At 53.6% G+C, this 25,072-nt stretch carries 26 protein-coding genes; 3 read left to right on the top strand and 23 right to left on the bottom strand.

All coding sequences use genetic code 11. The features are described from left to right. Positions 1-163 precede the first annotated feature (163 nt). A complete protein-coding gene (locus ABDW36_RS22910; protein ID WP_343704264.1) occupies positions 164-466 on the top strand; it encodes a glycine zipper domain-containing protein in 303 nt (100 codons plus the stop codon). A gap of 68 nt (positions 467-534) precedes the next feature. Here the strand turns inward: ABDW36_RS22910 and ABDW36_RS22905 are convergent, their stop codons facing one another. The 9 genes from ABDW36_RS22905 to ABDW36_RS22865 all read right to left on the bottom strand — a co-directional run bounded on the left by ABDW36_RS22905 (position 535) and on the right by ABDW36_RS22865 (position 7,467). Continuing rightward, positions 535-1,002, bottom strand: coding sequence for a hypothetical protein (locus tag ABDW36_RS22905; protein ID WP_343704263.1), 468 nt, complete (start codon positions 1,000-1,002; stop codon positions 535-537). Between the two features lie 327 nt (positions 1,003-1,329). Beyond that, complete coding sequence (locus ABDW36_RS22900) at positions 1,330-1,689, bottom strand: hypothetical protein (RefSeq protein WP_343704262.1); 360 nt, start codon at positions 1,687-1,689, stop codon at positions 1,330-1,332. 242 nt (positions 1,690-1,931) lie between these two features. Further along, the gene (locus ABDW36_RS22895; RefSeq protein ID WP_343704261.1) at positions 1,932-2,237 is read right to left on the bottom strand and encodes a DUF1493 family protein; all 306 of its coding nucleotides are present in this window, start codon (positions 2,235-2,237) and stop codon (positions 1,932-1,934) included. Positions 2,238-2,285: 48 nt separating this feature from the next. After that, positions 2,286-2,888, bottom strand: a complete 603-nt coding sequence (locus ABDW36_RS22890; RefSeq protein ID WP_343704260.1) for a DUF1629 domain-containing protein — start codon at positions 2,886-2,888, stop codon at positions 2,286-2,288. A gap of 157 nt (positions 2,889-3,045) precedes the next feature. Continuing rightward, positions 3,046-5,448, bottom strand: a complete 2,403-nt coding sequence (locus ABDW36_RS22885; protein ID WP_343704259.1) for a TonB-dependent receptor — start codon at positions 5,446-5,448, stop codon at positions 3,046-3,048. Positions 5,449-5,693: 245 nt separating this feature from the next. Next, on the bottom strand, positions 5,694-6,272 hold the full coding sequence (locus ABDW36_RS22880) for a YdeI/OmpD-associated family protein (RefSeq protein WP_343704258.1): 579 nt from the start codon (positions 6,270-6,272) through the stop codon (positions 5,694-5,696). Positions 6,273-6,282: 10 nt separating this feature from the next. Beyond that, positions 6,283-6,663, bottom strand: a complete 381-nt coding sequence (locus ABDW36_RS22875; protein WP_343704257.1) for a DoxX family protein — start codon at positions 6,661-6,663, stop codon at positions 6,283-6,285. Between the two features lie 6 nt (positions 6,664-6,669). Then, positions 6,670-7,137 (bottom strand): SRPBCC domain-containing protein, encoded by a 468-nt coding sequence (locus tag ABDW36_RS22870; RefSeq protein WP_343704256.1) that lies wholly within the window; start codon positions 7,135-7,137, stop codon positions 6,670-6,672. A gap of 6 nt (positions 7,138-7,143) precedes the next feature. Next, positions 7,144-7,467 carry a metalloregulator ArsR/SmtB family transcription factor gene (locus ABDW36_RS22865; RefSeq protein ID WP_343704255.1) on the bottom strand — a complete coding sequence of 108 codons (324 nt, stop codon included), beginning with the start codon at positions 7,465-7,467 and terminating at the stop codon, positions 7,144-7,146. Between the two features lie 427 nt (positions 7,468-7,894). Between ABDW36_RS22865 and ABDW36_RS22860 the strand changes: the two genes are divergently transcribed. Then, positions 7,895-8,686: a hypothetical protein gene (locus ABDW36_RS22860; protein WP_343704254.1), complete on the top strand. Its 792-nt coding sequence runs from the start codon at positions 7,895-7,897 to the stop codon at positions 8,684-8,686. Here the strand turns inward: ABDW36_RS22860 and ABDW36_RS22855 are convergent. Genes ABDW36_RS22855 through ABDW36_RS22830 form a run of 6 tightly spaced genes read right to left on the bottom strand, consistent with a single transcriptional unit; the run spans position 8,683 to position 12,723 of the window. Continuing rightward, entirely contained in the window at positions 8,683-9,279 is a 597-nt protein-coding gene (locus tag ABDW36_RS22855; protein ID WP_343704253.1) for an alpha-ketoglutarate-dependent dioxygenase AlkB, read from the bottom strand. The genes ABDW36_RS22860 and ABDW36_RS22855 overlap by 4 nt on opposite strands. Continuing rightward, entirely contained in the window at positions 9,276-10,139 is an 864-nt protein-coding gene (locus ABDW36_RS22850) for a hypothetical protein (RefSeq protein WP_343704252.1), read from the bottom strand. The genes ABDW36_RS22855 and ABDW36_RS22850 overlap by 4 nt, the downstream gene beginning before the upstream one ends. A gap of 26 nt (positions 10,140-10,165) precedes the next feature. After that, complete coding sequence (locus ABDW36_RS22845; protein WP_343704251.1) at positions 10,166-10,879, bottom strand: 2OG-Fe(II) oxygenase; 714 nt, start codon at positions 10,877-10,879, stop codon at positions 10,166-10,168. Positions 10,880-10,892: 13 nt separating this feature from the next. Further along, complete coding sequence (locus ABDW36_RS22840; RefSeq protein WP_343704250.1) at positions 10,893-11,744, bottom strand: methylated-DNA--[protein]-cysteine S-methyltransferase; 852 nt, start codon at positions 11,742-11,744, stop codon at positions 10,893-10,895. Positions 11,745-11,756: 12 nt separating this feature from the next. Beyond that, complete coding sequence (locus ABDW36_RS22835) at positions 11,757-12,410, bottom strand: methylated-DNA--[protein]-cysteine S-methyltransferase (RefSeq protein WP_343704249.1); 654 nt, start codon at positions 12,408-12,410, stop codon at positions 11,757-11,759. Positions 12,411-12,453: 43 nt separating this feature from the next. Next, positions 12,454-12,723 (bottom strand): Ada metal-binding domain-containing protein, encoded by a 270-nt coding sequence (locus tag ABDW36_RS22830; protein ID WP_343704248.1) that lies wholly within the window; start codon positions 12,721-12,723, stop codon positions 12,454-12,456. Between the two features lie 138 nt (positions 12,724-12,861). Between ABDW36_RS22830 and ABDW36_RS22825 the strand changes: the two genes are divergently transcribed. Then, positions 12,862-13,599: a YggS family pyridoxal phosphate-dependent enzyme gene (locus ABDW36_RS22825; protein ID WP_343704247.1), complete on the top strand. Its 738-nt coding sequence runs from the start codon at positions 12,862-12,864 to the stop codon at positions 13,597-13,599. Here the strand turns inward: ABDW36_RS22825 and ABDW36_RS22820 are convergent. From ABDW36_RS22820 to ABDW36_RS22785, 8 genes are read right to left on the bottom strand one after another with little or no spacing between them, the layout of a single operon-like run. Beyond that, positions 13,596-15,041, bottom strand: coding sequence for an NAD(P)/FAD-dependent oxidoreductase (locus tag ABDW36_RS22820; RefSeq protein ID WP_343704246.1), 1,446 nt, complete (start codon positions 15,039-15,041; stop codon positions 13,596-13,598). The genes ABDW36_RS22825 and ABDW36_RS22820 overlap by 4 nt on opposite strands. 19 nt (positions 15,042-15,060) lie before the next feature. Continuing rightward, positions 15,061-16,284 carry a sulfite dehydrogenase gene (gene soxC, locus ABDW36_RS22815; RefSeq protein ID WP_343704245.1) on the bottom strand — a complete coding sequence of 408 codons (1,224 nt, stop codon included), beginning with the start codon at positions 16,282-16,284 and terminating at the stop codon, positions 15,061-15,063. A 5-nt stretch (positions 16,285-16,289) separates the two neighbouring features. Then, the gene (locus ABDW36_RS22810; RefSeq protein WP_343704244.1) at positions 16,290-16,892 is read right to left on the bottom strand and encodes a cytochrome c; all 603 of its coding nucleotides are present in this window, start codon (positions 16,890-16,892) and stop codon (positions 16,290-16,292) included. Continuing rightward, positions 16,876-18,423, bottom strand: a complete 1,548-nt coding sequence (locus tag ABDW36_RS22805; RefSeq protein WP_343704243.1) for a hypothetical protein — start codon at positions 18,421-18,423, stop codon at positions 16,876-16,878. Before ABDW36_RS22805 ends, ABDW36_RS22810 begins: the two co-directional genes overlap by 17 nt. Before the next feature lie 14 nt (positions 18,424-18,437). Beyond that, entirely contained in the window at positions 18,438-19,757 is a 1,320-nt protein-coding gene (locus tag ABDW36_RS22800) for a DoxX family protein (protein ID WP_343704242.1), read from the bottom strand. A gap of 11 nt (positions 19,758-19,768) precedes the next feature. Then, a complete protein-coding gene (locus ABDW36_RS22795) occupies positions 19,769-20,611 on the bottom strand; it encodes a cyanophycinase (protein ID WP_343704241.1) in 843 nt (280 codons plus the stop codon). Positions 20,612-20,622: 11 nt separating this feature from the next. Then, positions 20,623-21,960: a RagB/SusD family nutrient uptake outer membrane protein gene (locus tag ABDW36_RS22790; protein ID WP_343704240.1), complete on the bottom strand. Its 1,338-nt coding sequence runs from the start codon at positions 21,958-21,960 to the stop codon at positions 20,623-20,625. Between the two features lie 11 nt (positions 21,961-21,971). Continuing rightward, positions 21,972-25,043: a TonB-dependent receptor gene (locus tag ABDW36_RS22785; RefSeq protein ID WP_343704239.1), complete on the bottom strand. Its 3,072-nt coding sequence runs from the start codon at positions 25,041-25,043 to the stop codon at positions 21,972-21,974. Positions 25,044-25,072: the final 29 nt, after the last annotated feature.

Below are 25,072 nucleotides of genomic sequence, written 5' to 3'. Positions count from 1 at the left end.
TAAAATTTTAACCATGAAACAGTTATTAACAGTATTAGCAGCAACTACGGTTTTAGCCTCTTGTGGCGGCAACCCGGACACTGCAGCTATTGAAAGCGCAAGAAAGGCCACAATAGACTCAATGAATGCCATTGCGGCCGCAAAACAACATGTTATTGACTCTATGAACGCTGTAAAGGCCAACCGCTCAAAAGCGGCCTCTTTCAGCCATAATGAAAATACCGCCGCGGCGCCCGTAACGGAAACCGCCGCCGCTCCCGCTCCTGCCCCCGCCCAGAAAAAGAAATGGAGCCATACTGCTAAAGGCGCTGTAGTAGGTGCCGGCGCAGGCGCCATTACCGGGGCTATCGTGAACAAAGACCGTCTGAAAGGTGCTGCTATCGGTACCATCATCGGCGCCGGTGTAGGCGCTGGTACAGGGGCTATTGTAGACAAGCAGGTGAAGAAGAAGCAGGCACAGCAATAATGATAACACAGGTGTAATTATAAATCGTTTGACAACCCGGGCGTCCTCCTCTGGAGGACGCTTTTTATTTAAACAAGTTGCAATTCAAATCTGATTTCTTCCAGCGGGAATACTCTTTCTATTCCGGCACCTTCATCTTGTACAAGGGCAAAATTGAAAGGAGGAATGCTGGTGTAAAAGCCATTTTCAAATCCTACTAATCGTTCAAAATCATACCTGCCGTCCTCTATTTCCAGATTGTTTAGTATATCTTTTGAGCCATCAATTAAAACCTTTACTGAATGAGTAGGTACCGACTCAATGTCCGTTATTCGACTACTTTTGCCGTTAAAATCTGCCCCTTCTCCATATACTTCCAGGTATTCATTCAATTGCAACACTTTTCGTTCCACCAACATCTCCCAATTGGATTGAAGCCAGTCACTTTTCGAACTTTCATCAGTAGCATAAGGCCTGCCGGAAAGCAGAGGCATTAGAGTGTCCCAGCTGTTGTTCAAAAAAACAGAAAATGCTCTAATAGTCTCATCTATCGTCATACTTATTTTGTATATAAATTATTGGAAAATATACTACTTAGGTTGGAATAAGGCTGCCTACATTACTTCAAAAATTCCAAATCGAACGAATACTCATCCAATTTGTCACGGTTAGCAAAAACATGTGAGTAAAGGGCTTAATCAGACAGTCATCGAAGCCAAAATGAAAAACTCTCACGGAAGCCCTTAATTTCTGCTCCTTTTCAAGTTCTTCAAGACACTCATGCCCTCTTAAAAAGTTGAGTGTTTTTTTTTTCACCATACTGTTTTTCATTTTATCGGGATCCTTCAAGACGCTGGGCCTAAAGCAGTGTCCTTTCACGCTACTCAAAGTTTGACAACCAATGTATCCGGAAAGCTTTTATCATATCCGGTATCCCTGATCATCATATACAGCACGCTATCTCCTGTTAGATATGAATAAATTAAATCATTATACCCTTCGATGTTTTTTACAATATCAACCTTCCCGTCATTATGTACCTTCCTTACCTGCATTACGTCCACGGTTGTTGCCCCTGCGGTCACATATTTTATCTCGACGGTATAATTCCCAGATTTGACCGGATGGCTTGCCAAACTAATTTCCGTTACTTCAAACATTTCAAAAGTCACCAGCTTCCAAGTCACAGTTAGAATTATAGCTATCGCTAAAAAAACGAAAATTGCTATTGCCTGCTTTTTCATATCCCAAATTATCACTTACCGCATATGCGATAATACGATGCTGGTTACGGTAATAAAAATCTTTCCAATGGTATATATATCGTACTAGTCCCTTTATGTATCTAATAACAATGGAGCATTCTTGTAATCAAGCTTCTTGATCAGATCTCTGGCTTTCGCCGAATCAAGCAGAAGCATTCTCTCATATTCATTGAGTATTTTGTCTCTTTTTGACATTCGTATTCTATTATCTGCTCCTGTATTTAACCGTTAATTACATTATCATCCAACCTTCCCGCTGCAATTGCCTTAAGCAGATGACCAACTGTTAGTCCTTCTATTTTATCTGGCATTCGAGACACAAACGGCTCGGGATAAAAATATTTAGTAAAGTAAAAATTATCAATATTTACTTTATATCGACTGCTAAATTTTACTATGAACTCTTCCCCATCTTCTCCCGTTATACCAAGATCGTCTTCAATAGCACTATCCAGTGTTATCGGCACTTCTGAACAAGCGCATTGATCGTATATAAAAGCAACAAGATCGTTAAATATTCCTTCCATTTGAATATTGTTATCAGGAGATTTGGGGAATCCGGACGCGCTTTCACTTTACCATGACACCGAAACCTTTTCAAAATCCATTCCAGTTAGTTTCTGCCGCCAAATATCTTCCTTTACGGTTTCACTAATATAAAGCCCTGGTGTTATTTTCCATAACTCATGTGACAGTGGTTTATGAAATATGCCAAACCTGGCAACCTTACTTCCCTTGAAAACAGGTTTTATAACATGATCAGTACCATGAACAAATGTTGTTTTCTCCACGTCCAAAACATCCAGCCTTTCCTTAAACCGGAGTATAAAATATAAGCGCTCGCCGTCAACGCCCTTAACTTTACAGGTAATCCAGTCTACCATTTCCTTTCCCGTAAGATTGCTTTCTATAACAGATCTCAATCGTTCCGACATCAATGGCCATGCAAGATTATTCGGCTGATAGTCCAGCCATGTTTGACTTAGTCTTGCTAAATCATTATTTACAACCAGCCCATTGCCGGTTTCTATAACTCTTCTTAATTCAAAGTCGAATGGCAAAGACTTTTCATCTCCAAGCTGAGCTATTAACTCATGATCCGATTTCAATGCCTGCAAAGCATTGGCGCTTGCCAAATCCCGTTTGTGCCCCCAACTTAATAAATAGTAATTTTTCATTGGTCTGTGACATGTCTGCTTACCGGAATTTTCCAGCTCCTCGAATATAAAATATTAATCAGATAACAGAAAACTGCCGTTGAACTTCCCGCCCCTCAGTGTACGCAAAAGGGGCCGTCTCAATTCTGAGGCGGCCCCTTTTCATATGCCAGTATCCTTATTTCTTGTATTTAAACCGGTAAGCCACCGTAGCAGTGAATTGCCGCGGCGGAATAGGGTTGATGCTGTAGTTTTCGTGCACCAGGAAGTTGTATTCGTTGGTGATATTGGAAATTTTACCCATGAAGGAGAATTGTTTCCAGGTGTAGCCGATGTTCAGGTCGAGGGTAGTGTAGCCTTTGACGTTGAACATGCGGTCGGGCTGCGCCGAAGTGTTGTTCCAGCCTACGTTGCGATCTCCGGTGTAAAAGGCCATCACGCCGAATTTGAGGCCTTTGGCCGCGCCGTTCTGCAGGGTATAGAATGCGCTGGCATTGGCGGTATGATGGGGATTGTTCACAAGGCGGTCGCCTTTGAGGAGGTTGCCGTTGGTCTTGCCTTCGGCGGGCGCAACGGCTTCAGACACGAAGATGTCGTTGTAGCTGTAACCCAGGATCAGGTCGAGGCCTGCAAGGGGGTGCCCCGCTATGTCAACTTCCACCCCGTTGCTGGTAGTCCCGCCAATAAGGGCTTTCATATTAGCGTCAGTGTTGGGCGTAACACCGTCACGCTTGAAGGGAGATACCTGCGCGAGGTTGCTGTTCCTGATCTTGTAAACGGTCAGGTTGGCGGATAATTTGCCGTCGAAGAAATCGTTCTTCACCCCTGCTTCGAATTGATCTATCAGGGAAGGCTTCATGTTCACGGAATCCACGTCATACCCGCTGTTCGGTGTAAACGAGTTGCTGTAGCTTACAAAGAAAGCCGTGGTGGGAATGGGTTTGTACACTACGCCGAAACGGGGCGAAAATGCATTGTCATAGCGGTTAGCGGCGGTTTTGGCAACAGCGCCGGTTTTATAGTCCGTTACCTCGGGAGCACCGGTTTGCACGTAGCTCCAGCGTACGCCGGCAAGTACTTTCAATTTCGCGGAGATGCTGATCAGGTCTTGCACATAACCGCCGAAACGGGTGACGGGCGTAACCGTTAAAGCATTGGCCACTGCGTTCGGCATGTCGGTACGCAGCGGGTAATTTTCGGGGTTATCGAGGCTGAGGGTGTCGTAAGTAACACCTTTGATCGCATCTATGGTAAAGGCGGTAGCCTCGGTTTTATACCGGTCGCCGTCGATGCCTGCCAGGATAGTGTGCTCGATGGAACCGGTTTTCACTTTACCGGTTACATCAAAGGTAGCGCTGTAATAATCTTCATCGTTCAGCTGGCGGCCAAGCGGGCGGCCGAGTTTACCGTCTTTGAACTGCAGCCTTTCGATGGAGAAGTAGTCACGCTTATACTTTTGATAGGCCACGTTGGCATTGAGGGCCCAGTTTTCGTTCAGGTGATGTTTTACGGTAACGCCGCCGGTGTACTGCTGCGTTTTCGCGTATTGCCAGGGCGCGCCGAAGAAGGTGTTCCTCGGCACGTCTACGATGGATTTCCCGTTGTTGGTGCCTACGCCGAAATCCGGGGTGAAGTCGTGCTTCAGGTAATCGCCCTGTACGACCACTTCCGTGCGGGGAGACACTCTGAAGAGCAGCGAAGGGTTCACGTAATAACGTTTGCTTTGCACGTGATCGCGGAAGCTGCCGGCGGATTCGTAGGTACCATTGAGGCGGTAGGCCACTTTTCCGCTGATGGGGCCATAGATATCAAATGCAGGTTTGTACAGATCATAGCTGCCCGCGCGCATGCTGATCTCGCCGCCCCCTTCGAATCTGGGCTGTTTGGTTACAAGGTTCATCACGGCGCCGGGGGCAACCTGTCCGTAGAGGATGGCGGCACTGCCTTTAAGGACCTCTACACGCTCAAGGGAGCTCATTTCCGGGAAGGTGCCGGAGTTGACGCGGGAGCCGTTTTTGAACATATTGTAACTGCCGAAGCCATAACCGCGGGCAGAAAAGGTTTCCTGGGTGCCGGCGCGGGTGGAGGCGAGGTATACGCCATTTACGTTTTTCACCACATCGCTGAGGCGCTGGGCCTGCTGTTCGCGGATGGTGGCCTGTCCTATCACGGCTACGGCCTGCGGGAGGTCCATCACGGGAATGGGCAGTTTGCTGAGAGTAACGGCCTTATCGTTCTGGGTACGCTTTTCGGATACCACCACTTCTGAAAGCTGGTGAGCCGTTTCTTCCAGTGCAATATCGATTTCAGCGCCATCTTCGGTGGTGATGGTAATCTGTTTCTCCACCGGTTTGAGGCCAACAGAAGACACGTATAAAGTGTATGTTCCGGGTTTGATATTGCGGAGCGAGAAGGAGCCGTCTTCAAAGGTGGTGGTACCACGGTTCAGCTCGCGCACTACAACGGTTACGAAGCCTGCCGGCTTGCCGTCTGCGGTGGATATATGGCCTTTCAAGACACCTTTTTGCGGATTTTCGTCTTCGGGTACGGTGGTGGCGGTATCTTTTCCCGCTGCTGCCATATGATAGGTTGGTTCTGCCGCCGCCGGGCGGGCCGCAAGGGCGCCGGCAAGCATTAAGGTGTAAACATGTTTCATTTGCTCCCTGAAAATTTCTGCAAAGAACAGCCGTTTTTTCCGCTATCAACACTCGAATCTGGAACTTCATTTACGCAATCGGGAAAAAGTTAGGAATTCAAGCAAAAAACACACAACCACCTAAATAACAACAATTTGCACCATAAAAGCAGTTTATATTCACTGTTTTGTTAATCCTCCAGCCCCTTCCCCGCCAGTATCTGCTCCACATACTTCTCCACCCGTGCCTCTCTCGTCTTTGACTGCTTGGCGGAATTAAAATGGAAAAGGTATCCGCGCTGCCGCCCCGGCGTGAGCGCTTCAAAAGCTTTTTTCAAGGCAGGCATTTTATCCAGCTTGCTCTGAAACTCCTCCGGCACCGGGAAATCAGCCGTTTTCTTCATTTCCACCTTCACCCCCGATTCCTCCACTTCCACCGCTTCAAAAATGTACTTCCTCAGCGCAGGCGCCAGCTTCTTTATTTGGCTGACGCTGGTAAAGCGGACCTGGCGGGCGGATTGCACGTTCTCCGTTTGCTGTATGAGGATACCTTTTGGGTCTTTCAGCAGAGCGCCTTTGAAGAACAGGTACGCGCAGTATTCCTTGAATGCATGAATCAGCACAATGTTACTTTTCCCATAGGTGTAACATGGGCAGCCCCATTTTAATTCTTCGGTCAGCTGGCAATCCAGCGCAATCTGCCGCATAAGCTCCAGCTCTTCCTTCCACTGTTTGGCTTTGTTAAAGAAGAAATCAACTTTGGGATTCATACGTGTAAATTTATTGATTAACCAAAACGGGTTTTCTGTTCGGCGGCCTGAAATACCAGGACGTTACTGTGAGCACCAGCAGCAGCACGGCGGGCAGCATCTTGTTCATGTCTCCCGTGGCAAAATGGGAAAAGATGGCGCCTGTCATCACAAAGAAAAAGCCTGCGTATGCCCATTCTTTCAGCACCGGGTATTTCGGGATCAATATCGCCACCACGCCCAGTATTTTGCAGATGCCCAGCAGGGTCAGCAAATAGGCCGGGTAGCCCAAATTTAGAATAAATTCCGCTTCCTCTTTTACTTTGAGCAGTTGTACCAGGCCGGTGGAAAACATGCCTAATGCCAGCCATACGGTGGCTATCCAGTATATGATCTTGTTTCTTTTTGACATGGGGTTTTATTTTAGTTTGCTAACAACTTTTTCCAGCTGGGCATGTGCCATATTGATACCTTGTTTGAAAGGCAGTTTCAGGTTCTGGTCACGAAGCTCCGGCGTTCTGTATACGGTGTGTATAGTGAGCTTGCTGGTATCTTCTGTCAGTTTTTCGAACTCGAGGAACTCCAGCGTTACGCCAAACGGCGCATTCTCCATCTCAAACGTGCGGGTGATCTTCTTTTCAGGAATAAACTCATGAATGGCGCCATGGGCCCCGAACAGCACGTTCCCTTTATCGTCAGAGGTCTGGAACTGCCAGCCGCCATACCTTTTGTTCTCCAGCTTCAGCACTTTTGTGCCCATCCATTGCTCCAGCAGTTCGGGTTCTGAATACGCTTTGAAGAGCAGTTCTACAGGCAGGTCAAATTCCCGGGTAATCACCAGGTCGTGCCGGCCATTCTCAGCATGCACCTTTGTTTTCATTTCCATATGGGCTTATTTTTTAGGTTTATAGTTTTTCATGATGCTTTCCAGTTTATTGAACCGCTCGTCCCACAGTTGGCGGAACGGTTCAATGAAGTCTGCTATTTCTTTCATCTTTTTGGGATTTAGGTGATAGTATATTTCCCGTCCGTTCTGCTCCTGTTTCAGCAATTCGCACTCCGTGAGTATCTGCAGGTGTTTGGACACGGTTGGCCGGGCCGTGTCAAAGTTGGAAGCAATGGCCCCGGCCGTCATGGCCTGGGAGGCTACCAATACCAGTATGGCCCTCCTGGTAGGGTCTGCTATGGCCTGGAAAACATCTCTTCTCAAATTCATTGCGTAGCTATTTGACTACAAATATACATGTAGCCACTTAACTACGCAAATATTTTTTTCAGTTTTTTTGGTAGACGGATGTGCGCCGCATGAAGTACTATGTTTCACAAACTAATTTGTGTGACTGCAGGGGCGCCCGAACCGCAGGCCCGGATGCGCATCTTGCTTCTCAAGCAATTCATTATCAATGATTTGCAGCTGACCAACGGGTGCGTTCAAGTTGGGTTATAACGTAGCAACCGTTGGGCAACCTGTTAGCATAAGTGTCTCATCCTTATGCCGTTAGAATAGGTTAGCCGGATATAAGCCGGATATAAGCCGGATGATCGCCGGATATATGCCAGTCTTTATAAAAGCCGGCAAAAATCCGGGTATCAACCATTTAAGCTTCGGCTTGTTATCAGTATTACACCAAAACAACCAAACTATGGCTATTCTACTGGATAACGGCGCCCTCGTTGGCCGCCTGAAGAACCTCAGCTTCTACCAGCAACAAAGCACCGGTAAAGTGATAGTGCGCTTCAAAAGAGGCGTTTCCAAAAAGCGGATCAAGAACGATCCTGCGTATGCCCGCACGCGCAAGCTCAACCGGGATTTCGGGGCATGCTCCCGGGCAGTGGGCAACATCAGGTATCCCCTTTACCGCCTGTTGCACCTGGCGGACTATAATTTCTCCCCTGTGCTGCAGGTGGTCTGCAAAAACATCCAGGAGCGGGACGATCAACACAAACTCGGAGAAAAGAACATCTACTTCTCCCGCTTCGCTTATTTGCTGAAGGGCTTTCAGCTGAATCAGAAAAACACGTTTGACAGCCTGGTGCGCCACCCGCTGGAATGTACCATCAACAAGGAAACCGGGACCGCCATCATCAGCATCCCGGAGCTGCAGGCGGGCGTTAATCTCTTTCTGCCGTGGAAATCTCCATACTACCGTCTCAGGATAACTTTCGGTGTTGTGCCGGATGAGCTGTTCAGCGTAACACCACAGCCGATGGAGGATGCTGCCCTTGCGGAAGATTTTATGGGCGAGTGGCAGCCGGTGCGGCAACGATCTGCAGCACAGCAAGTGGAAATGAAGCTGGACGAGCACCTTTACAAGCCAGAAGAAGGGTACGCCGTTGTGGTGTCTGTGGGCATAGAAATGGGCACGCCGCTGACGGACAAGCTGATTGAGATCGTTCCCCGGCAGGGTGCTGCCAAAATACTGGCAGCAGGTTAAAGTACGATGGTGCGGAAGGTGAGGTTCACACGCGGCGCGTGTATGGCGGCAGATTTGGGTACGCTGTGCCGCCAGAATGTCTGCGTTTCGCCTTTCATCACCAGCAGGCTGCCGTGCTGCAACAGTACAGACACGGTTGCTCCCGTGGTTTTATGCCGCAGCAGGAACCTGCGCTCGGCGCCCAGGCTCAGCGAAGCAATTGTAGTGTTGCGGCCCAGGGCGGCCTCATCGTCACTATGCCAGGCCATGCCTTCAGCGCCGTTGCTGTACAGGTTGAGCAGGCAGGAATTGAACGTAACGCCCAGCCTGCTTTCAACCACAGCTTTCAGGGCCAGCAGCTCCGGCGTCCAGGGCTGGGCTTCACGGGTTACGCCTGAGTAGGTGTAACGGTAGCGCTCATTGCCGTACCAGGCTACTTTTCTTTTGGTGCTGCGCAGCTCTCCGGCTACAAACACCTGGTCGTTTTGCCAGGGGATGGTGTGGAGCAGGGCGTGCAGGTAGCGATCTGCATCCGGCAGCACGGGTCCGTAGTAGTTCACCTCGCCGTTGCAGGGCAACAGATTGCTGCCGTAGGCGGTAAAGAGGTCTATCATAGTTTTGACGCAAGCGCCTTGTAATAATTATCGAAACCATCCGGGGTAGTGCTGAGAAACAGGTACGGCTCTATCAGCTCCAGCTCCATCAGGTAAAATTCATTGTTTTTGATGATACCGTCTACGCGGGCGTAGAGGGTATCTTTGGCAAAACGCTGTACATATGCGGCGGCCTTTTCTTCAAACGCCGCTCCGGCGCTGGCCTGGGCGTAGGTACCGCCGTGAATGTGCTGCACCCTGAAATCTCCCGCTTTCGGCACTTTCAGCAGGCTGTGGCTGAACTGCCCGCCGAAGAAGAGAAAAGACCATTCCCCGTGCTCCACTTCCTGCAGGTAAGGCTGCACCAGGTAGTCTTCCGCCTGCAACATGATGTACAGCTTGTCTTCTTCCGCTTCCGCCTCCTCCCGCCGCAGCAGCAAGGTATTTTTAGCGCCTGCGCTGATGCAGGGCTTGATCACTATCTGCTCCGTATTCCAGCGGGTAAAGAACGTATCCAGGCCAGGCAGGCTTCCTTGCGGCAGCAGTGCGGTGGGTATTACCGGCAGGCCGCTGTCTGCAATTTCCGCCAGGTATTTTTTGTTGCTGTTCCAGACAACCGTGTCAGCGGGGTTTTGTACCGCTACACCGGCCTGTTGCAGAGCCCGCAGCCAGGCGTGAAAGGCATCTGCCTGCTCATGGTAATCCCAGGGGGATTTGAGCACTACCAGGTCGTAGCTTTTCCAGTCTGTTTGCGGGTTGCTCCATATTTCCCTGTTCACTTCCAGGCCCTTTTCCTGTAACCATGCCTGCAGGCGGGCATCTTCGCTGTCATGTTCCAGGGCCTGGGCCGTGCAGGTAACCAGGGCTATTCTTTTTGCCATGCTTTGTTCCTTTTGCCTGCAAGTTATCAACTTAATGCGTCATGAAAAATAATGCCCATGCTATGACGTTCACCGCTGTGCAGCGGGCTTACGCCGTGTTTCATGTTTACGCGGTAATAACCCCTGCTGCCTTTGGCGGGACGGAAGCTGGTAGTGAATATCAGCATGTCTCCCCTGCCGGGCGCCAGGACGTTGGCTTTTGACTGGGCGCGGGGTATTTGTTCGGTGATCACGAACTCGCCGCCGGTGAAGTCTTCATTGGCCTGGTTGAGCACAAACACCATTTGCATGGGGAAGTACACTTCGCCGTAGAGGTCCTGGTGGAGGGTATTGAACCCGCCGGGGCCGTATTTGAGGATGAGCACGGTGGGTTTCGTTTGCCCCTTGTCGGCACACAGCTTTTTCATGCCGGCGTGGGTGGCGGGGAAGCGGGTATGCAGGCCCAGCTCCTCCATCCAGCGGTTGGCTACGGGCGCAATGTGCGGGTATACGTTTTCCCGCAGCTCCGTGATGAGGTTGGGAAGCGGGTAACGGAAATATTTATATTCGCCGCTGCCGAAGCGGTAGCGTTCCATGCTGATGGTTTTGCGGTAGTTCTCGTTTTCCTGGTAGTCTGCTATCAGTTGTTCGCACTCCTGTTTATACAGAACATTGGGAACAATGGCAAATCCCTGTTGATGCAAGTGCATGGAGATCTGCTCCCAGTTTTGCGCTGCGATGCGTTCTTTGACCGTTTTCATGTGGTGATGATTTTTATGCTGTGCGGTTCCGGCGGGAGGCTTCCCAGCCTATGATGGCGTTTTTCCGTATGCTGCCCCAGTGGTACTCCCCTATTTCACCGCTGGCTTTGATAACGCGGTGGCAGGGTATGAGAAAGGCCACAGGGTTGCTGCCCACAGCGGTACCGGTGGCGCGGGAAGCGCCGGCATGGCCGGCTTTGCGGGCCAGGTCTGCGTAGGTGGTAAGGCCGCCGGGCGGTACTTTGAGCAGGGTTTCCCATACTTTTATCTGGAAGTCCGTTCCCTTGAGGTGCAGCTTGATCTCGTCCAGCCGGCTCCAGTCCTGGCTGAACACGAACAGCGCGTTCTGCTGTGTCATGTCTACCCGCTGGTGGTAACGGGCGTTCGGGAACATAGCTTTAAGCTGCGCCAGTGCCACCTCTTCGCCCTCATCCGCAAAGGCCATATGGCAGATGCCTTTGTCTGTAGACGCTACGATGGCCGTGCCAAAGGGCGTATCTGCAAAGGAGTAGTTGATCTGCAGCGAAGCGCCGCCGTTCTTGTATTCTCCCGGCGTCATCCCTTCTATTTTCACAAAGAGGTCGTACAGGCGGCCGGTGCCGGAAAGGCCGGTCTCAAACGCAGTATCGAACAGGGAGGCGCCGGTGGTTTTAAGTATTTCCTTGGCATGTTCCACGCTGAGGTATTGCAAAAACTGCTTGGGCGTTACCCCGGCCCACTGCTGGAACATGCGCTGAAAATGGAACGGGCTGAGGTGCACGTGTTCCGCCACTTCTTCCAGTTTGGGCTGGGCCTTGAAGTTTTCCCTGAAGAAACCGATGGCCTCCGCTATTCTCTTGTAATCCAGTTCCTGTTGCGTTTCCATGACCGATGATTTTTAAATATACGGCAAAGTTACCGGTGACGGGCGGGTTTGGGAACCCGTTTCTTGCGGTTGTGCTTCCAGCGCCAGCAGTTGTTGCTTGCGCTCCATGCCCCAGAAATACCCCTCAAACCGCCCGTTGCTGCGCACAACGCGGTGGCAGGGCACCAGGAAGCACACGGGGTTGTCTCCCACGGCCGTACCTGCAGCCCGCGCCATTTGGGGGCTGCCGCCCAGCTGCGCATAGGTGGTAACAGCGCCAAAAGGGATGGCCAGCAGTTTTTGCCAGATCTCCAGCTGGAAAGATGTGCCTTTCAAATGCAGGTGCAGTGGCGGCGAGGTGCGGCCGGGCTGGTCCAGCCATTGCAACGCCTCCTGGTGGAAAGCGTTTGCCTGCTGGCTGTACGCGGCGCCGGGGTGGCGGCGGGCCATGTCTACCAGCGCTACGTCTTGCTGGCCATTGGTGAACCCTGCGTAGCAGATGCCCTGCGGCGTGGCGGCCAGCAGTATTTCACCAATGGTTGTGTTATAAAAGCCATAGTGAACAGGCAAACCGGGCAGGTCTTCCTTTTTCAGCACACTGATGATCACATCCAGCCGCTGGCGGGCGGTTGTCATACGCGCCCTGATGGCTGCAGGCGTAATAACTTGTTGCATGTTCGTTTTCATGATCTTCTTTTTTATACAAAATTAGCGGCGAACGTTTTCCTGCTCAACCCGTTTCTTGCGCGGTCTTCCAGCGCCGGTATTTTTCGGGAAGGCATACCGCGCAAGGGCGGTACCCATGCCGCAGCGCTTCCGCCTCGTCTTTAAAAAACACGCGGTTAGCGGCCTTCATGCGTTTACCGGCACGGCAATGCAGCGTTCCGTAAATGCGCGCTTTTTTATACCCGCCCAGCGTTACCGCGCCGGAGCGCACCAGCAGCGCCAGGCGGCGACTGCGGGCCGCGGGGGTATTGCCTAGTTGCAGATGATGGTACATGTCTGCAATGTAAAGCAGCGGCACGGTGAGGCCAACCCGTATCTTGCGGCAGATGGGCCTGTATTTTCATTTTTTCTTAAAACTGGATGACCTGCCTATCACGTCAACGCCTGAACTTTGCGGCTCACGCCGGAAACCATGCGCCATACTCACCAGACCATTGCACAGAACATTGCCCGTGTAAGGGAAAAGATCAACCGCGCCTGCCACGCCTGCGGGCGCAGCCCGGAAGAAGTGCAGCTGCTGCTGGCCACCAAAACAGTACCGGCGGAGGTCATCCGCATGGCCATTGATGCAGGAGAGAGACTCATTGGAGAAAACAAGGTGCAGGAGCTGCGTGACAAAGATGCCGCCCTGCAAGGGCTGCCGGTGGAGCGGCATTTCATAGGCCACCTGCAAAGCAACAAGATAAAAGACGTGCTCAAATATGCCACCTGCATCCAGTCGCTAGACAGGCTCAGCATTGCCGAACAGCTTCATCAGCGGCTGCAGGCGGAGGGCCGTACCCTGAACGTATACGTACAGGTCAACACCTCAGAAGAAAGCAGCAAGTTTGGTATTACCCCGGAAGAAACCGTGCCTTTCATCCAGGCCCTGCAACGTTTCGATACCCTGCATCTCAAAGGCCTGATGACCATTGGCCTGCTGGACGCTGACCCCGAATGGCGGCGCCCTTCCCTGCGCAGGCTGCGCCTGTTGCGCAACAAACTGCACCGCGAAGGCGTTGCCGGCCCGCTGGGGCTTTCCATGGGCATGAGCGGCGATATGGAAATGGCTATTGAAGAAGGCGCTACGCTGGTACGTATAGGCACCGCCGTGTTCGGCAACCGGGTTCCGGGGAAAGAGGTGTGGGATGAAAGCAGCGCGGGGCGTTAAGCCGGCAACGATACCCGGATGTTAAAAACATCTTTCAGCGCCTTGCGCGCCGCATGGTAACCGCACATGCCATGTACCCCGCCGCCGGGCGGCGTGGAAGATGAGCAGAAATAAATGCCTTTGGCCGGTGTGCTGTAGGGATTCAGCCTGATGGCGGGGCGGGTATACAACTGGCGCGCGTCCATAATGCCGCCGCCAATATCCCCGCCAATGTAGTTGGGATTGTAAGCCTGTAATGCCTGCGTATTGAAAGTATGCCGGGCCAGGATGACATCCCTGAAACCGGGCGCAAACCGTTCTACCTGCGCTTCAATAATTGCCGTCATATCCTTCTCCGATCCATGGGGCACGTGGCAATACGCCCAGGCGGTGTGTTTGCCTTCCGGGGCGCGGGTGCTGTCTACGATACTCTGCTGTGCCAGCAGCACAAACGGTTTTTCCGCATGTTCGCCGCGGTGAGAGAGGGCTTCAGAAGCCGCCATTTCTTCCAGCGTGTTACCGATGTGTACGGTACCTGCCCGGCGGCAGGCCGCGGCAGTGAATGGAATAGGCTCAGACAGCGCCCAGTCTATCTTGAACACGCCCATGCCATAACGGTACTTTTCCAGTTGCCATTTGTAGATGCCGGAAATTTTATGTCCTGCCAGCTCCAGGAATTGTTTGGGTGTAATATCCAGCAACAGCGCGTGATGGGAAGGCAGCTGTCTCAGATGCTGCACATAGGTATCAGTTTCAATGCGGCCGCCAAGTGAAGTGAAATATGCCGCCAGCGCGTCTGCTATTTTTTGCGAGCCGCCTTTGGGCAGCGGCCAGCCTTGCCGGTGACCTACAATAGAGAGCACCAGTGCAACCGCAGCGGTGGCCATGTTTTCAAGTGGCTGAACGGCGTGCGCCGCCATGCCGCCCAGCAAGCCCTGGGCGTACATGCCTTCAAAACGTTTGGCCAGCATGGTAACAGGCTGCAACGCCTTCAAACCGAAAGCAGCCATTTTTAGCGGGTGTGTGGGAAAATGGAAAGGCCCCAGCGCATCATTCACTATCTGCGGCCAGCTTTCTATAAAAGGCTGCAACAGGGATTGATAAGCCTCCGCATCAGGCCCCAGGGTGGCAAGGGTTTCAGACATATCACTGCTCAATACGGCAGCATGGCCGTCATCAAAAGGATGGGCAGCGGCAATGGCAGGATATAAAAACTCCAGCCCGAACTGTTGCAGCGGCAAGGTCTGAAAGAAGGGGGATGTGGCGGCCATGGGGTGAATGGCAGAACAGACATCGTGCAGGAAACCGGGCAGCGTCAGCTCCGCCGTGCGCAGCCCTCCGCCAACGGTTTCTTTTGCTTCCAGCACCAATACCCGCAGGCCCTGCTGCTGCAGGGTGATAGCGGCAGATAGGCCGTTTGGCCCGGAGCCTACTACTATGGCGTCAAAATCCCGTTGTTCCATCTGCTAAATATACGTTAATCTATTTTCGTTCTTCCGGCCGGAAAAGCACCGTACCGTCTTTTTTTATTACCCAGGCTGTAATTGGGTTCAGGTGATAGCCGCCCATGCTGCTGCCCCGGGCTTCCACGAGCTGCCGCATGGTGGGTTGCAGGTAACCCGTTTCGTCCGTGACCCGGCTCATGATCTCCGTGTTCTCCCCATTCCAGTACCAGAGGTAACGGAAGGCGGTATGGGCCTTGTCCAGCACCGGCTCCTGCAGCCTGGCGGTATACCAGCTTTTGCCCGCGTCTGTACTGATCTCCACCTGTATTATCTTTCCACGGCCGCTCCATGCCAGCCCGCGTATCTCAATCCAGCCTTTTTCCACCACCTGCGGGTAGGCCGGGAAAGTGATGATGGAGCGTGCGTCCATGTCAAAACTGAATTGCCTGATCTTGCCGTCTTTAATGCCCTCCGTGTATTTAGACGTTTCTTCCCGCGTCATGAACGGCTGATCTGACAGCTCCAGGCGGCGCAGCCATTTCACGGATGTGTTGCCCTCCCAGCCCGGTAAAAACAGGCGGAAGGGATAACCGTGCTGCGGACGCAGCGCCTCTCCGTTTTGTGCGTAGGCAATGAGGCCGTCTTCCAGTCCTTTTTTTAACGGGATGCTGCGCGTCATCACCGCGGCGTCTCCACCTTCTGCCAGGAACCAGCTTGCTTTGGGGCGCAGGCCGGTTTCACGCAGCAGGGTAGACAGCAATACGCCCGTCCATTCGCTTTGACTGGTAAGGCCGCAAATATCCTGCGGGGTCAAGGTTGGCCGGTTGCCCCTGAAATTACCGGAGCATTCCAGGAAACAGATGCGGGAGAAGGAAGGAAAACGTTTAAGGTCCCGGAGGGTGAACACCATGGGTTTATCTACCATGCCGTGTATGAGCAGCTCATGTTTTTCCGGGTCAATGGCGGGCACGCCGCCATGATGCCTTTCAAAATGAAGGTCTGATGGCGTTATGGCGCCGTACAGTGATTGCAGGGGCGTGCGTGAAGAAGTTTCTGACGTGGTTTTACGCAGCTGCTCAAACGGCGAGCGTGTACCCAGCGCGCCGGGCGGCGGGCCCTGCACTTTCGTGGGGTCTGCAGGCTGTGATATTACAGCAGGGCGCTGCACCCATTTTCCGAAAGCGTGCTGAACGGCTATTGCCGCAGTGGCGGCCGCTCCGCCCAGTAGTGTGCGCCTGCTGATCTTCTTTTTTTCGTTCATGCTGTTCATTTGATTTCCGGGCCTCCACTCCTGTTGTCAGGCACAAACCTTTCCCTGGCAGGCATCTGTACGCCGGGAAGATTGTATTGGTCCAGCACCGCTTTTTCCGCCCAAAGGCCGTTCATGTGCAACAGGTAGGCCGTAACGCTGTATACTTCTTCCCTGCTGAGAGAGCCGGGCTGGTTAAAAGGCATGGCGCGGTTAATATAATCGTACAGCGTGGTAGCATACGGCCAGTAATTCCCGATCAGCTTCTCCCCTTTGGAGGAATCAGGTACGGCATGCGGGAACAGGCGGCCATAAGCCCCGCTTGTATGATCTGTACCATGACAGGCGGCGCATTTCTGCGCGTAAACGCCGCGGCCGCCGGCCACATTACCGCTGCCGGGGGGCAACCCCTTCCCGTCCGGCCGCACGTCAATATCTTTGGCGCGGATGTCTTCCCCTGTTGCCGCACGGCCCCAGCCGAACCTTTGCGGCCAGCGGCCATTGTCTGCCGGCGGCACGCTGATCTGCTCATATGGTACTGCCTGGTGCGTGTTCTGCGGCGCCTGCCGGCAAGCGGCGGCCAGCAGCACCGGCACCAACATTCTAATATTCGCCCGCATTCAGACTGCTTTTGCTCAGGGTATATTGTTTATTCAACCGCTTCAGGGCTACATAAACAGAATCGTTCCGTTCATCCACACCGCGCAGCACTACTTCCGAACCGTCTGCATTGGTTTCGTAATGCAGCGTCATGCGGGGGCGGCCGCCATCCCGGGCCCTCTCCCGCGGAATGCCGCGCCGGCGGCGTGTGGTGAGCGCGCTTTCATGTATCTGGCGGTATTCCTGGTCGGCAGTGAGGAACTGCGGCTGCGGCGGGGCATTGCGCGCTACACCGCTGCGGTTCTTGTCTTGCAGGTACAGCACATGATGAACGGTATCTGCTTCGTAATAAAATACTCTTTGCCCGCCGCCTACACCGGCCAGCTCAAAGGTGCGGTTAATATCACGCATGGGAGAGCCGCCGCCGTTGGAGAGGTCCAGCCGCTGCGGGCGGTTCACTTTGAAGGTGAGCGTTGTCCATTTTTCAAATGTAACCTGCTGCCAGCGCAGTGAATCAAGCGGGTGGTAAGGCAATAGCTGGTTGTTGAGGCGGAACTCCGTTACTTCGTAGTACCCCCGCAACGCCGTAATGCCTTTGGCGGCGGGCTGCTTGTAGGGATCGTACCGGAAATTCTCCCATTGCACCCAGCCCAGGAGTATGAGAAATATATAGATCACGGCCGCTTTCAGCCCAATGCGCGCCCACCGGAGCCAGGGCTGCCTGAATTGCAGCTCGTAATTCACCGGCGCCGTATAGCGCTCCCGCACCAGCAGGTTATATATTTTGGGTACGTCTTTCACCAGCAGGAAGGCGGCAAACAATACAAAGTAAGAGCTGTATACATGTACACCGCCATCGTACGCCAGGTTCACGTATACAATGTCTCCCAGTGCGGCAAACAGGAAAATAGCGCCCAGGGTGGCGGTTTTGCGGAAGAGCAGCAAAATGCCGGCCGTCAGCTCCACTATGCCGGCAAACACCTGGTACCAGGGTACAATGCTGATGCTGAGCCAGTAGATCTTCTGCGACGTAAGATCTCCGAAATTCGTGTTCAGCAACCCTTCAGACGGGTACGGCATCTGTACAGGCAATACCTTCGTGTAGGCGAAGCCGATAATACCGATGGCCGCCCTGTAACGGACGATCACCTGCAGCCAGTAATAGAGCAAGTTGTAGTTGAGCCGCCTCCTGTCAAACAGGCTCCAGATCACACCACCGGCCAGCGCTATGGCGAGTATGAGCAGCCAGTCCGCATAGCCGTAAAGGGCGGAAGGCCCTCCGCCTTCTCCCCCGCCGCCCAGGAAGTTGGGCTGAAAGCGGGCAATATCGTAAAGATCACGGTAGTGGACCGCCGTCCAGTCTATCGTAAAAAGATTCACATACCAGCCGCTGCCGGTGGGTATGCTCATGATCACAAAAAAGATGAACGCCACCCTGAACAGGTATTTCTCGTACCCCTTCCACACAGCAGGCGGCTGCGTGGCGCTGCGTTCCGGCGGCTGCACGTTCAGCGGCCGGCTTTGCGGTACCGGTATATCTATATTAGACATAAGAATGGTTTTTATCAAAGTTTCAACGGTTTCCGCCTGCCTTTTTTGGCTTCTTGCAGCAGGTAGCGTTTATCTGTTCTTTGCAGCTCCGCATAAATGGAATCTGTGCCGTGCACCAGCCCGGCCAGCACTACCAATGAATCACTTTTTCTTTCATAACGAAGGCGGCTGTTGTCTGCCAGCACAATTACGCGCTGCGCCGTATCTGCCTTGTAGGCGTAATACCTCCTGCCGCTTACGCCGTCTGATTCAAAAGTTCTCCCGCCATCCGGTACGCTGATCTCTTCGGTATTGGTAACCGTCGCCGCGTTTTCACGGGAGATGCCGATGCTGAGGGTGGCCCATTTTTCGAACACCACGTTCTTCCAGCGTATGCTGTCGTTCAGCGCGTAAGGCAGCTCCTGCCCGTTGAGCCTGAACACGGCTACGTTGTAAATACCTTCCCAACCTTTCAGGCCGGGCGCGGCAGGGTAATGATAGCCTCCCTTTGCATAGGCCGTGTACACCCGGCTGCCGTACAAGGCCACAAAAAAGAAGATGAACAGTGCCTTTGCCACCAACTTGCCGTACCGCCAGCCGGTTGTAATAAACAAGGGGCGGTGTATAGCGGGCTGCGCGGGCCGCCGGAGAATGATGAGGCTTATTATCCGCTGCAGGTCATAGGCCACTACGAACAGGGCCAGGGAAACGAGGTAAAAGCTGTACACCACTTCCCCGCCCTCATAAGCCAGGTTGCTCATGAACACGTTGCCCGTGAAGAAGATCACAATTGACGCGCCCAGGGTGGCCGTTCTCCTGAACAGCAGCAGCAGGCCCGCCAGCGTTTCCACCACGCCCAGGAAAGACTCGTAGCCCGGTACTATGCCCAGGCTCAGCGCAAACAGCTTCCAGGCGGAGAAATCTCCATAGGCCGTGTTTAAATGGGACAAAGACGGGTATGGCGCCTGCATCGGGAAGAGTTTGATGAAACCATAGGCCAGCAGCGCCACTGCCAGCCGGTAGCGCACCAGCGCCCGCAGCAGGTATTGCAGCCGCCCGTAATCAGGCTGGCCTTTTTCTGCCAGCCCCCATATGATGGCGCCCGCCAATGCTATGATGCCGTTAATACCCCAGTCTTCCCAGGAGAACAGTCCCCATTTGCCCGGCCGGTAACTCTCCAGCCATTGCGGGGTATAGCGGCTGATGTAAAAGATATCTCCGAAATGCAGCGCGCTCCAGTCAATGGCAAACACGTGCCGCCAGTATTTCCAGTCAAGCGGTACCACCTGCAGGAAGAAGAAGAGAAACACCAGCCTGAACACGGCTTTCTCTGATGATTTCCATGTATGTGCCATGAGCAGAACGTTTAATTGGACGCGGTGGAAGAAACGGGTTTGGGCACAGGTATCACCTGCCGCTCAGCCAGGTTGAACCGCTGCCCGGCTTGCAGGTAAAAGAAGGGGCCCGGTGATGCGGTGAGGCGTGCAGGATCGTAGATGGCCACGTAAGACCGGCCTTCCACCCTGAACGTGTCCCTGCTCACAATTACCGCTGTGCTTTCATCAATGCCGATGCCCAGCAGCTCAGGCCGCGTACGTACCACCTCTACCAGATCAAACTGGCGGTTGCGTTTCAGCAGGTGCTGATCTATGGCCACATTGCGCACAAAGCCCAGCCCTTCTACATGGTCTCCCACCAAAATGGTATTGCCTTTGGTATCCCCCCTCACCAAAAAGGAGCCGATGATGGTGGCTCCCGCCGAGGTGCCGCCTATTACGCCGCCGCGCGCCAGCAGGGCATTAAACTCCCGGTGGGTGAGCGTGTTCAGGAAAGCGTCTGCAATGCGCCATTGCCGCCCGCCTTCAAACCACACGCCGGTAGCTTGCCGGATGGGCGCTGTAAAAGCTGGGGTATTGGCTACTTTAGGGTCTCGTGTGTGCAATACCGTTACATCCGCAGCGCCAGCGTCCCGCAGCTTCCGGATGGTGCGCAACTGGCTGCGGGCAATAGTGCTGTCTTCCTGCGCAGTAGGCACATAGATGATGCGGGCCTTGCTGCCGCCCGCCAGCTTTACGAACTCCGCCCATATTTCCGGGCCTATTTCACCTCCGCCTACGATCACAAGCGAGCCCTTATCCGGCCCTACCTTGCTTTGCGCCTGCGCCACCAGGGCAGACAGCATGCATGCAATAAAAAAGATGTTCTTCATGGCATTGATTTTTAATATCCTTCGTTCTGGATAATGGCTGTATTGGTTTGCAGTTCTTTGGTAGGTATCGGGAACAGGAAACGGTCAGGGTCGGCAACCCCGGTGGCTTCGGTGATGCGCCCTGTTCTGCGCAGGTCGTACCAGCGGTCTGATTCAAAGGCAAATTCCAGCCGGCGTTCTTCGCTGATGGCACGCAGAATATCTTCTTCGCTGGTAGCACCGGAGGGCGCCAGCCCGGCCCGGCTGCGCACGGCGTCCAGGTCTTCCAGCGCAGCATCTGTACGGTGCTGGTGCGCCCTGGCTTCCGCCCGTATCAGGTATTGTTCCGCTATGCGCAGCACGTAGCTGGGGTCAATACCCACAGGGCTGCGGTAATACACATTGCCATACCACAGTCCCGCAGACGTTTGTTTGATGGCAGCGCTGCGTGTGCCGCCGGTGGCCGGGGTGTTCAGCAGCGTTACCAGGTGGTCTGCCGGAGACCATTCCCTTCTGCCGCCGGAAGCGGGCGGCAGCCACCAGTTGCTGTGGTTGTTCTTGAAAGAATTGCTGTAGGCAAGCTCCAGGATAGACTCCGGCGTGTTGGCGGCATTATTGGCAAAGAAGCTGCTGTAGGGCTTTTGCAATGAATAATTGGCAACGTCTTTGATCAGCAGCGTAGCGTAGGCATCTGCCTGTTCCCAGTTCTGCCGGTAGAGATGGAACCGCGCTTTCAGCGCCCATACCGTTTTCCTGGTCACCTTGTTGCGGTTCACGGTTTCTGCCAGCAGGCCTTCAGCGGCATCCAGGTCTTTAAGCACCTGGGCGTAGGTTTCCGCCTCCGTGCTGCGGGCTACGTTTTCGTTGTCTGACGCCACTTCGGTGGGTAAAAGAATAAGCGGCACGCCACCCCAGCCGCGGGCCAGGTCAAAATAAGCCAGCGCCCTGATGAACAGCGCCTCCCCCACAATGGTCTTTTTGCGCGCTTCGGTCAACACCGGGTCTGTAATGCCCGGCACTTTGCCAACAAGCAGGTTGGCCTGCAGAATAGTGGTGTAAATGGCATTCCAGGCATCCCCCACATAACCGTTGTCAGCAGACAGTTTGTGGAGCGTTACTTCCTGCGGGGCGGCCTGGGAACCGGTCCATTTGATATCACCGCCGGAGAGGTAAGACAGCGCCTGGAAGTTGGAGCCGTAATACCCGTTATCTCCCAAACGGTTGTACAATCCGTTCAGCGCCGTTTCCGCAGAACCCGCATTGTTGAGCGCGCGGGACTCGTCTATCTGCAGGTCAGGCTGCACGTCCAGGAACTTCTTGCAGGAAGCGGCGGTAAGCGTTATAAAAAGTAAATATGCAATTCGTTTCATGTTCAGATCTTTTAAAGCGTGAGGTTAAAGCCGGCCTGTACGGTGCGGGGAATAGGCGGCGTGCCCAGGTCATACCCCAATACGGAAGGGTTGGCAGTAACGTTGATCTCCGGGTCAGGGCCGCTGTATTTTTTCCAGAGCCAGAGGTTGGAACCGGCTACGTACACCCGCAGGCTGGCGATGCCCAGGCGTTTGAGGGCGGCGGGCGGCAGCGTGTAACCCAGGTTAAGCGTGTTCAGCCGTACAAAGGAACCATCTTCCAGGAAGCGGCTGCTGGGGCTGAGCGTATAGTTCACGCCGGTGGTGGTAACGCGCGGCACGTCTGTAACATCTCCGGGTTTCTGCCAGCGGTTGAGCTGGTTCTTGTTGATGGCACGGCGGTCGTCCCGCGTGCCGCCGGATTCATGAAAGAAGCGGTTGTTGTTGTACACATGGTTGCCGAACTGGAAGCTGAACAGGAAAGACAGGTCAAAGCCTTTATAGGAAAGCGTGTTGTTCAGGCCGCCGAAAAAATCGGGTAGTGCCGTGCCCACTGCCTGACGGTCTGCGGCCGTCAGCTTGCCGTCTTTATTCACATCTTCATACACCGCGTCTCCCGTTTGCGGGTCTACATACAATTGTTTGTACACGAAATAAGTGTTCAGGGAGTAGCCCTGTACCATGCGGATGGCGTTGTAAGATGCATCTATGGGCGTGTTCAGCTTCTCAATCCTGTTCACGTTGCGGGCAATGTTAAAGGCGGTTTGCCAGCGGAAGCCGCCCTGGTCTATGTTCAGGGAGCTGATGCCCAGCTCTATGCCTTTGTTGCTGATCTCCCCCTCGTTGCGGATAATGGAACCGTAACCGGTAGTGGGCGCCAGCGGTACGCTCAGCAAGAGGTCTGTAGTGTATTTGCTGTAGAGGTTCAGCTCAAAGGACAAGCGGTCTTTGAGGAAACCCGCGTCTACACCCAGGTTCAGCTGGCGGGTAGTTTCCCATTTCAGATCAGGGTTGGCCAGCTGCACCGGCGCGGTGCCGGGGTTCTCCAGGTAGTTTTGGCCCGCTCCCCATAAACCGCGCGCCGCATAGTTGCCAATACCGTTCTGGTTACCGGTGAGCCCGGCGCTGGCCTTGATCTTCAGATCGCTGAACAGGGACGAGCCTTTCAGGAAGTTTTCTTCTTTTATGCGCCAGGCCACGCCGGCGGACGGGAAATACCCCCACTGGTTATTTTCCCCGAATTTGGACGAAGCGTCTGCACGGAAGTTCACTTCCGCAAAGTAGCGGCCTTTGTAGTTGTAACCCAGCCGGGAAAAGAAAGAAAGCAGGTTGTAACGGGAGCGGTTAGAAGTGCCGGTAGTGGTGGCCGCTGATGCTATGTACCGGTAATCGTCATTCGGAAAATTGGTGCCCTGTGTTTGCGTTTGCTGGTCTACCGCACCTTGTACGGAATTACCGGCCAGCGCGGAGAAATAATGGTTGCGGTCAAACTGTTTCGCAAAAGTGAGCGTTTGCTCTGCAGACCATATCAGGTAAGTGCTGATAGAAGAGGTGCCCAGGCCTCCGTTGGCGGAGCCGCGGTTGGTAAGGCGGTTCCAGTACTCGAACTCTTCGTAGTTGTTATAGTCTATGCTGAAGCTGGAACGGAATTTCAGGGTTTTCAGGAGGTCTGCCTCACCGTAAATATTGCCGATGTAGCGGAGGCTGGTGGAGTGCATGTCTGTATTGTTGATGAGCACATCCAGGTTATCAAAGCCCGCCCATTTGCCGTAGGAGCCGTCAGGGTTGAACTTGGGCAGATAGGTGGGCGTATGCAGCGCTGCCTGCAGAATGCCGCCCTGCGGCCCGTCTCCCACCCTTGCATTGGTGCGCCGCGTTCTGGCCAGTGAGTTGCTGGTACCGATGCGCACTACATCGTTGATGCGCTGGTCCAGGTTCACCTTGAAGCTGGCGCGCTGAAAATCGTTCGTTTTCAGCGTGGCTTGCTGGGAGTTGTAACCGCCGCCAATATAGTAGCGAGTTTTGTCGTTCCCGCCGCTGACAGACACATCGTAGTTCTGCAGGTAGCCTGTACGGAAAATATCGTGCAGCCGGTCATACGTGGGCTGTTCTTCCGGCGTACCGCGCCCGCCTTCAGACACCGGGCGGAACGGTCTTGTGGCAAAAGGCTTGCCGTCATTGGCCCATGCCTCATTGATAATGGTGGCATGTTCGGGGCCGGTGAGCAGTTCCCACAGCTCCGGCGCCCAGGCTGCACCGCCGTATACGGAAAAACCAACCTTGGGGCGACTGTTGAACGCGCCGCGTTTGGTAGTGATGAGAATAACGCCGTTGGCGCCGCGCGCGCCGTAGATGGCCGTTGCTTCGGCATCTTTCAGAATGGAGATGCTTTCTATATCCGCCGGGTTGATATCTGCCAGCGGGTTGTTGGCCTGGCCCTGCGTGGTGATCTTTTGCAGGGAGGAGTTATTGATGAACACCCCGTCTACCACATACAGCGGATCATTGGAAGCGTTGATGGAAGTGGAGCCGCGGATGCGGAAGAAAAGCCCGTCTCCCGGCACTCCGGTGCCTGCAGATACCTGCACGCCGGCCGCTTTGCCCTGCAGCTGCTGGTCAAAGCTGGCTACCGGCTTATTGCGGATCTCGTCTGCCTTGACAGCAGATACAGCGCCCAGCAGGTTCTTTTTGCTTTGCGTGCCATAGCCTACTACCACTACGGTGTTCAGCTCACTGGCCACTTCCCTGAGCGCCAATGTAACCGGGCTGGAGCTCACATCCAGCTCCAGCTTTTCATAACCCAGCAGGCTCAGCTGCAAGGTGTAAGGAAATTTCTGGCCAGTTACAAAATCGAACTTGCCGTAGTCATCTGTCTGTACCGTATGGGTAGTCCCTTTGATGTGTACCACTACCCCCGGCAGTGGTTCTTTGGTAGTGGCGTCCACTACTTTGCCGGTAAGGGTAGAATTGATCAATGGTTTGGTTTGCGCCCGTAAAAGGGCCGGGAGAAGTGAGAACAGCAGCGCAACGGCCCAACCGTGAAACCGCGCACGCGTGAAAGCCTCCGCCGTGAACAGGCGAACTGCTTTTTGGAAATTTTGCATACTTTTACAATGGTTGATTGAGAAAATTG

The sequence above is a fragment of the Chitinophaga sp. genome (assembly GCF_039596455.1).
GTDB lineage: Bacteria > Bacteroidota > Bacteroidia > Chitinophagales > Chitinophagaceae > Chitinophaga.
This window is presented reverse-complemented; position numbering and strand designations above follow the sequence as displayed.

Coding starts and splice junctions, on each gene's coding strand:
- ABDW36_RS22910 (WP_343704264.1), top strand. CDS start 164: ATGAACGCTGTAAAGGCCAACCGCTCAAAAGCGGCCTCTTTCAGCCAT.
- ABDW36_RS22905 (WP_343704263.1), bottom strand. CDS start 1,002: ATGACGATAGATGAGACTATTAGAGCATTTTCTGTTTTTTTGAACAAC.
- ABDW36_RS22900 (WP_343704262.1), bottom strand. CDS start 1,689: ATGAAAAAGCAGGCAATAGCAATTTTCGTTTTTTTAGCGATAGCTATA.
- ABDW36_RS22895 (WP_343704261.1), bottom strand. CDS start 2,237: ATGGAAGGAATATTTAACGATCTTGTTGCTTTTATATACGATCAATGC.
- ABDW36_RS22890 (WP_343704260.1), bottom strand. CDS start 2,888: ATGAAAAATTACTATTTATTAAGTTGGGGGCACAAACGGGATTTGGCA.
- ABDW36_RS22885 (WP_343704259.1), bottom strand. CDS start 5,448: ATGGCAGCAGCGGGAAAAGATACCGCCACCACCGTACCCGAAGACGAA.
- ABDW36_RS22880 (WP_343704258.1), bottom strand. CDS start 6,272: ATGAATCCCAAAGTTGATTTCTTCTTTAACAAAGCCAAACAGTGGAAG.
- ABDW36_RS22875 (WP_343704257.1), bottom strand. CDS start 6,663: ATGTCAAAAAGAAACAAGATCATATACTGGATAGCCACCGTATGGCTG.
- ABDW36_RS22870 (WP_343704256.1), bottom strand. CDS start 7,137: ATGGAAATGAAAACAAAGGTGCATGCTGAGAATGGCCGGCACGACCTG.
- ABDW36_RS22865 (WP_343704255.1), bottom strand. CDS start 7,467: ATGAATTTGAGAAGAGATGTTTTCCAGGCCATAGCAGACCCTACCAGG.
- ABDW36_RS22860 (WP_343704254.1), top strand. CDS start 7,895: ATGGCTATTCTACTGGATAACGGCGCCCTCGTTGGCCGCCTGAAGAAC.
- ABDW36_RS22855 (WP_343704253.1), bottom strand. CDS start 9,279: ATGATAGACCTCTTTACCGCCTACGGCAGCAATCTGTTGCCCTGCAAC.
- ABDW36_RS22850 (WP_343704252.1), bottom strand. CDS start 10,139: ATGGCAAAAAGAATAGCCCTGGTTACCTGCACGGCCCAGGCCCTGGAA.
- ABDW36_RS22845 (WP_343704251.1), bottom strand. CDS start 10,879: ATGAAAACGGTCAAAGAACGCATCGCAGCGCAAAACTGGGAGCAGATC.
- ABDW36_RS22840 (WP_343704250.1), bottom strand. CDS start 11,744: ATGGAAACGCAACAGGAACTGGATTACAAGAGAATAGCGGAGGCCATC.
- ABDW36_RS22835 (WP_343704249.1), bottom strand. CDS start 12,410: ATGAAAACGAACATGCAACAAGTTATTACGCCTGCAGCCATCAGGGCG.
- ABDW36_RS22830 (WP_343704248.1), bottom strand. CDS start 12,723: ATGTACCATCATCTGCAACTAGGCAATACCCCCGCGGCCCGCAGTCGC.
- ABDW36_RS22825 (WP_343704247.1), top strand. CDS start 12,862: ATGCGCCATACTCACCAGACCATTGCACAGAACATTGCCCGTGTAAGG.
- ABDW36_RS22820 (WP_343704246.1), bottom strand. CDS start 15,041: ATGGAACAACGGGATTTTGACGCCATAGTAGTAGGCTCCGGGCCAAAC.
- soxC (WP_343704245.1), bottom strand. CDS start 16,284: ATGAACGAAAAAAAGAAGATCAGCAGGCGCACACTACTGGGCGGAGCG.
- ABDW36_RS22810 (WP_343704244.1), bottom strand. CDS start 16,892: ATGCGGGCGAATATTAGAATGTTGGTGCCGGTGCTGCTGGCCGCCGCT.
- ABDW36_RS22805 (WP_343704243.1), bottom strand. CDS start 18,423: ATGTCTAATATAGATATACCGGTACCGCAAAGCCGGCCGCTGAACGTG.
- ABDW36_RS22800 (WP_343704242.1), bottom strand. CDS start 19,757: ATGGCACATACATGGAAATCATCAGAGAAAGCCGTGTTCAGGCTGGTG.
- ABDW36_RS22795 (WP_343704241.1), bottom strand. CDS start 20,611: ATGAAGAACATCTTTTTTATTGCATGCATGCTGTCTGCCCTGGTGGCG.
- ABDW36_RS22790 (WP_343704240.1), bottom strand. CDS start 21,960: ATGAAACGAATTGCATATTTACTTTTTATAACGCTTACCGCCGCTTCC.
- ABDW36_RS22785 (WP_343704239.1), bottom strand. CDS start 25,043: ATGCAAAATTTCCAAAAAGCAGTTCGCCTGTTCACGGCGGAGGCTTTC.